Source organism: Azospirillum sp. B506 (assembly GCF_000333595.1).
Lineage (GTDB): Bacteria > Pseudomonadota > Alphaproteobacteria > Azospirillales > Azospirillaceae > Azospirillum.
On sequence record NZ_BADK01000247.1, the window covers coordinates 1 to 5,857 of the forward strand.

Sequence of the window (5,857 nt, forward strand, 5' to 3'; positions counted from 1 at the left end):
AGGTGACGACCCGGCCGCTGCCATAGCCCATCGCCAGGATGGCGGCGAGCAGCATGCAGACGATCGACAGTTAGGAGACGGGACGGGTGAAGCCGTCGCCACGGAACACGCCCAGCATCAGCAGGGCGACGCCCGAGAGCGCCAGGAAGATCTCCGGCAGGGCCGGCCAGATGTCGGGAAACACTGCGGTCATGTCGAAGAACCCCTTACCGAGCGGCGACCGAGACACCGGACGCGGCGTGCGACGCGGCCAGCTTGGTCTGGTAGGTCTGGATCAGCTGCTCGACCGATGCCGAGGTGACGTTCAGGAAGCTGCTGGGATAGATGCCCATCCACAGGACGACGGCGATCAGCGGCAGGAACACCGCGATTTCGCGCGGGGTCATGTCGAACATCGCCTTGACGTCCGGCTTGGTCAGCTTGCCGTAGACGACGCGGCGGTACAGCCACAGCGCATAGGCAGCACCCAGCACCATGCCGGTGGCAGCCAGGGCGGCAACCCAGGTGTTGTCGCGGAAGACGCCCATCAGCACCAGGAACTCGCCGACGAAACCGGCGGTGCCCGGCAGGCCGACCGAGGCCATGGTCATGAACAGGAAGACCACCGCATATTTCGGCATGTTCTTCACGAGGCCGCCGTAACGGGCGATCTCGCGGGTGTGCAGCCGGTCATAGACGACGCCGACGCACAGGAACAGCGCACCCGACACGACGCCGTGCGACAGCATCTGGAACACCGAGCCTTCGATGCCCTGCTGGTTCAGCGCGAACATGCCGATGGTGACGAAGCCCATGTGGGCGACCGACGAATAGGCGATCAGCTTCTTCATGTCCTCCTGGGCGAGAGCGACCAGCGAGGTGTAGATCACGGCGACGACCGACAGGGTGTAGATCAGCGGCGCGAAATACTCGGTCGCTTCCGGCAGGATCGGAATGTTGAAGCGCAGGAAGCCGTACCCGCCCATCTTCAGCAGCACGCCGGCCAGGATCACCGAACCGGCGGTCGGCGCCTCGACGTGGGCGTCCGGCAGCCAGGTGTGGACCGGCCACATCGGCACCTTAACCGCAAAGGAGGCGAAGAAGGCCAGCCACAGCCACAACTGCATGTTGCGTGGGAACTGGGTGGCGGTGATGGTCGGGATGTCGGTGGTGCCGGCCACGTAATACATGGCCAGGATCGCCAGCAGCATCAGGACCGAGCCGAGCAGCGTGTAGAGGAAGAACTTGAAGGCGGCATAGACGCGGCGCGGACCGCCCCAGATGCCGATGATCAGGAACATCGGGATCAGGACGCCTTCGAAGAACATGTAGAACAGCACGAAATCCAGCGCGCAGAACATCCCGATCATCAGGGTTTCCAGCGCGAGGAAGGCGATCATGTATTCCTTGAGCCGGATCTGGACCGACTCCCAGCTCGCCAGGATGCACAGCGGCATCAGGAAGCCGGCGAGGACGACGAACAGCACAGAAATGCCGTCGACGCCCATGTGGTAGTTGATGCCGAACTCGGGGATCCAGCCCGCCTTCTCGNACATCTGGTAGCCGGGATTTGCGCGATCGAAGTTGGCCCAGATCAGCAGGNTCAGGACGAAGGTTATGAGGGTGGTCCACAGCGAGATGAACCGCACGTTCCGCAGCACGTCCGGGGTGCTGCCCCGGCAGAACAGCAGGATCAGCGCGACGCCCACGAGCGGCAGGAAGGTCGCGAACGACAGGATCGGCCAGCTAGCCATTGTTGTTGTTCTCCTTCGAAACCGCTCAGCCGAAGACCGACAGCCAGGCGACGAACAGGACGACCCCGATCACCATGGCAAAGGCGTAGTGATAGACGTACCCCGACTGCAGCCGGCTGGCGCGGGCAGCGACGTCGCGGGTGGCGGCGGCAACGCCATCCGGGCCCACGCCGTCGATCACCGCCCCGTCGCCCGACTTCCACAGGCCGTAGCCCAGGGCCTTGGCCGGACGGGTGAACAGCGCGTCGTACAGCTCGTCAAAGTACCACTTGTTGTAGAGGAACTGGTGGATGCCGCGGAAGGTGGCGGCGATCTGACCCGGCAGGCGCGGCATCATCACGTAGCCGATATAGGCCATGGCGATACCGATCAGGCCGACGACCAGCGGCGCGATCGAGACCCATCCAGGGGTGTGGTGGTGCGCGGCCTCGATGGCATCGTGGCCGTGCAAGGTCATGATCGCCTTGCCCCAGAACTCCGCGCGGTCGTGGCCGATGAAATACTCGTGGAAGCCGACACCGGCGAACAGGGCGCCCAGGGTCAGGACCGCGAGCGGCACCAGCATGACGACCGGCGACTCATGGGCGTGGTCGTAGACCTGCTTGTCCATCCGCGGCGTGCCGTGGAAGGTCATGAACAGCAGGCGCCAGGAGTAGAAGGCGGTCAGCAGGGCCGCGGCGATGCCGAGGGCGAAGGCGAAGCGCCCCACCCCACTGCCGGAAGCGAAGGCCGCCTCCAGGATCATGTCCTTGGAATAGTAGCCGGCGAAGAAGGGCAGGCCGGCGAGCGCCAGGTTGCCGATCCACATCACCGCGTAGGTGAAGGGAATCTTGCGCCAGACGCCGCCCATCTTCCGCATGTCCTGCTCATGGTGCAGGGCATGGATGACCGAGCCGGCGCCGAGGAACAGCAGGGCCTTGAAGAAGGCGTGCGTGAACAGGTGGAACATGGCCGCACCGTAGGCGGACACGCCGGCGGCGAAGAACATGTAGCCGAGCTGCGACATCGTCGAATAGGCGATGACGCGCTTGATGTCGAACTGGGTGAAGCCGATGGTCGCTGCCACGAAGGCGGTCAGGCCGCCAACCACCGTCACCACTTCGAGCGCCGTCGGGGCGTACTCAAAGACAGGCGACAGGCGGCAGACCATGAAGACACCGGCGGTGACCATGGTGGCGGCGTGGATGAGCGCCGACACCGGGGTCGGGCCTTCCATCGCATCCGGCAGCCAGGTGTGCAGGCCAAGCTGTGCAGACTTGCCCATCGCGCCCATGAACAGCAGCAGGCAGGCGATGGTCAGGCCGTTGAAGTCCCAGCTGAGGAAATGCAGCGTCTCGCCGGTCAGCGTCGGGGCCTTGGCAAAGATCGCGTCGAACTGGACCGAACCGGTCAGCACGAAGATCGCGAAGATGCCGAGCGCGAAGCCGAAATCGCCGACGCGGTTGACCAGGAAGGCCTTCATGGCGGCGGCGTTCGCCGAGGGCTTCTCGTACCAGAAGTTGATCAGCAGGTAGGAGGCCAGACCGACACCCTCCCAGCCGAAGAACAGCTGAACCAGGTTGTCCGCCGTCACCAGCATCAGCATGGCGAAGGTGAACAGCGACAGATAGCCCATGAAGCGCGGCTTCTGCGGGTCCTCGGCCATATAGCCGACCGAGTAGACATGCACGCAGGCCGAGACGGTGTTGACGACGATCAGCATCACCGCGGTGAGCTGGTCGACGCGCAGCGCCCACTTAACATCGAGCGTGCCGCTGTGGATCCAGGTCATCAGCTCGATCGTGCGCGGATGACCATGCACGGCGACGTCGAAGAACAGGATCCAGGATAGGACCGCAGAGACGATCACGGCGCCGGCCGTCACGAACTGGGCGACGCGGTCGCCCACGGTCGGCGGAGCGGCGGCGGCGTGATGGTCGTCATGCCCGTCATCATGGGCATGCTCATCGTGGGTATGATCGTCATGGGCGTGGGCGATCTGGGCATGCCCGTGATCGTCATGACCATGACCGTGGCTTCCGTGACCCGCAGCAGCCGGCGCGGCCTTCGGCCCGCCGAACAGCGCGATCGATCCGGCGATGAGGAACGCCAGGAGCGGAAGGAATACGACTAGCACTTCCATGGCGCCGCCTCAGCCCTTCATCATGTTGATGTCTTCGACTCGGATCGAGCCGCGGTTGCGGAAGTAGACCACCAGGATGGCGAGGCCGATGGCCGCCTCGGCGGCGGCGACGGTCAGGATGATCATGGCGAAGATCTGGCCGACCAGATCGTGCAGGAAGGTCGAGAAGGCGACGAGGTTCAGGTTCACCGCCAGCAGCATCATCTCGATCGACATCAGGATGATGATGACGTTCTTCCGGTTCAGGAAGATACCCAACACACCCAGTGTGAAGACGATGGCCGAGACCGTCAGGTAATGTCCGAGACCGATCTCCATGATCACACGCCCTCCCCGGTCGTGACCTTGCGGATGGCGACCACCTCTTCCCGGCGACGGGAAATCTGGGCGCCGATGTTCTGTTTGCGCACGCCCGGACGGTGCCGCAGCGTCAGCACGATCGCGCCGATCATGGCGATCAGCAGGACGATGCCCGACGCCTGGAACAGGTAGACGTACTGCGTGTACATCAGCCGGCCCAGAGCCTGGGTGTTCGAGACCTGATCGATGGCCGGGGTCGGCGCGCCGGCGATGGCGGCGACGTTGGGAGCCACGATCCAGCCGCCGAGCACGGCGGCCAGTTCGGCCAGCAGGATCAGCCCGACCAGCGCTCCCAGTGGCAGCGCTTCCATCGCGCCCTTGCGCAGTTCGCGGAAGTTGATGTCGAGCATCATCACCACGAACAGGAACAGCACGGCAACGGCACCGACATAGACGATGACGAGGATCATCGCGATGAACTCCGCCCCCATCAGGAGGCAGAGACCGGCCGCTTGGAAGAAGGCGAGGATCAGGAAAAGGACGGAGTGAACGGGGTTCCGCGCCGAGATGACCATCACACCGGAGGCCACCAGCAGCGCGGCGAACACGTAGAAGGCGATGCCTTGGAGTATCATCGTTTTTCTCGCTTCCGCTTACCGGTAAGGAGCCTCGGCCGCGAGGTTCTGGGCGATTTCCGCCTCCCAGCGGTCGCCGTTCGCCAGCAGCTTCTGCTTGTTGTAGAAGAGCTCTTCCCGGGATTCGGTGGAGAACTCGAAGTTCGGCCCCATGACCACCGCGTCGACCGGGCACGCTTCCTGGCACAGGCCGCAGTAGATGCACTTGGTCATGTCGATGTCGTAGCGCGTGGTGCGGCGGCTGCCGTCGTCACGCGGTTCGGCCTCGATGGTGATGGCGAGAGCCGGGCACACTGCTTCGCACAGCTTGCAGGCGATGCAGCGCTCCTCGCCGCTCGCATAGCGGCGGAGCACATGCTCGCCGCGGAAGCGCGAGCTGATGGGACCCTTCTCATAGGGGTAGTTCAGGGTGACCTTGGGCTTAAACATGTAGCGCAAGGTCAGCGCCATGCCGCCCAGCAGCTCGGTCAGGAACAGGCTGCGCGCCGCGCGGTCGAGGAACGCCATGGCCTCTTCGTCTCCTTCCTCGCCGGCGGCCGCCCGTTTCGTCGGTTGGCTCGCCGGCACTCAAATCGACACGTCAATGGTGGGTTCGGTGCAGGCTGGCTTTTGCGGGGATCCCGCTTATTTCGGCAGCCAACCGAAGGTCACCAGGACACCGGCGGTCAGCACGACCCAGAACAGCGACAGCGGCAGGAAGACCTTCCAGCCCAGCCGCATCAGCTGGTCGTAGCGGTAGCGCGGAACGGTGGCGCGAACCCAGACGTAGGTGAACAGGCAGAACGCGATCTTCAGGGCGAACCACACGATGCCCGGCACCCAGGTGAAGGGCGCGAAGGGCAGCGGGGGCAGCCAGCCGCCGAGAAACAGGATGCTGGTCATCGCGCTCATCAGGATCATGTTGGCGTATTCGCCAAGGAAGAAGAGCGCGAAGGGAGCGGAGCTGTACTCGACCATGAAACCGGCGACCAGTTCAGACTCGCCTTCCGGCAGGTCGAAGGGGGCGCGGTTGGTTTCTGCGAGCGCCGAGATGAAGAACATCACGAACATCGGCAGCAGCGGGATGC

General features: G+C 64.2%; 7 protein-coding genes. All 7 read right to left on the reverse strand.

The genetic code is table 11. The features are described 5' to 3' along the window. Positions 1-70: 70 nt before the first annotated feature. The gene (locus I71_RS40550) at positions 71-193 is read right to left on the reverse strand and encodes a hypothetical protein (protein WP_280109861.1); all 123 of its coding nucleotides are present in this window, start codon (positions 191-193) and stop codon (positions 71-73) included. Between the two features lie 13 nt (positions 194-206). Then, positions 207-1,733 carry an NADH-quinone oxidoreductase subunit M gene (locus I71_RS07715; RefSeq protein ID WP_042693493.1) on the reverse strand — a complete coding sequence of 509 codons (1,527 nt, stop codon included), beginning with the start codon at positions 1,731-1,733 and terminating at the stop codon, positions 207-209. Positions 1,734-1,758: 25 nt separating this feature from the next. Then, positions 1,759-3,855: an NADH-quinone oxidoreductase subunit L gene (gene nuoL / locus I71_RS07720; RefSeq protein ID WP_042693495.1), complete on the reverse strand. Its 2,097-nt coding sequence runs from the start codon at positions 3,853-3,855 to the stop codon at positions 1,759-1,761. 9 nt (positions 3,856-3,864) lie between these two features. Then, positions 3,865-4,173 carry an NADH-quinone oxidoreductase subunit NuoK gene (gene nuoK / locus I71_RS07725; protein ID WP_042693497.1) on the reverse strand — a complete coding sequence of 103 codons (309 nt, stop codon included), beginning with the start codon at positions 4,171-4,173 and terminating at the stop codon, positions 3,865-3,867. Between the two features lie 2 nt (positions 4,174-4,175). Next, positions 4,176-4,790 (reverse strand): NADH-quinone oxidoreductase subunit J, encoded by a 615-nt coding sequence (locus tag I71_RS07730; RefSeq protein WP_042693499.1) that lies wholly within the window; start codon positions 4,788-4,790, stop codon positions 4,176-4,178. 18 nt (positions 4,791-4,808) lie between these two features. Continuing rightward, positions 4,809-5,297, reverse strand: a complete 489-nt coding sequence (gene nuoI, locus I71_RS07735) for an NADH-quinone oxidoreductase subunit NuoI (RefSeq protein ID WP_042693501.1) — start codon at positions 5,295-5,297, stop codon at positions 4,809-4,811. Between the two features lie 117 nt (positions 5,298-5,414). Continuing rightward, positions 5,415-5,857, reverse strand: a 443-nt coding sequence (locus I71_RS07740) for an NADH-quinone oxidoreductase subunit H (RefSeq protein ID WP_042693503.1), incomplete at its 5' end; no start/stop codon positions are given.

Coding starts and splice junctions, on each gene's coding strand:
- I71_RS40550 (WP_280109861.1), bottom strand. CDS start 193: ATGACCGCAGTGTTTCCCGACATCTGGCCGGCCCTGCCGGAGATCTTC.
- nuoL (WP_042693495.1), bottom strand. CDS start 3,855: ATGGAAGTGCTAGTCGTATTCCTTCCGCTCCTGGCGTTCCTCATCGCC.
- nuoK (WP_042693497.1), bottom strand. CDS start 4,173: ATGGAGATCGGTCTCGGACATTACCTGACGGTCTCGGCCATCGTCTTC.
- I71_RS07730 (WP_042693499.1), bottom strand. CDS start 4,790: ATGATACTCCAAGGCATCGCCTTCTACGTGTTCGCCGCGCTGCTGGTG.
- nuoI (WP_042693501.1), bottom strand. CDS start 5,297: ATGGCGTTCCTCGACCGCGCGGCGCGCAGCCTGTTCCTGACCGAGCTG.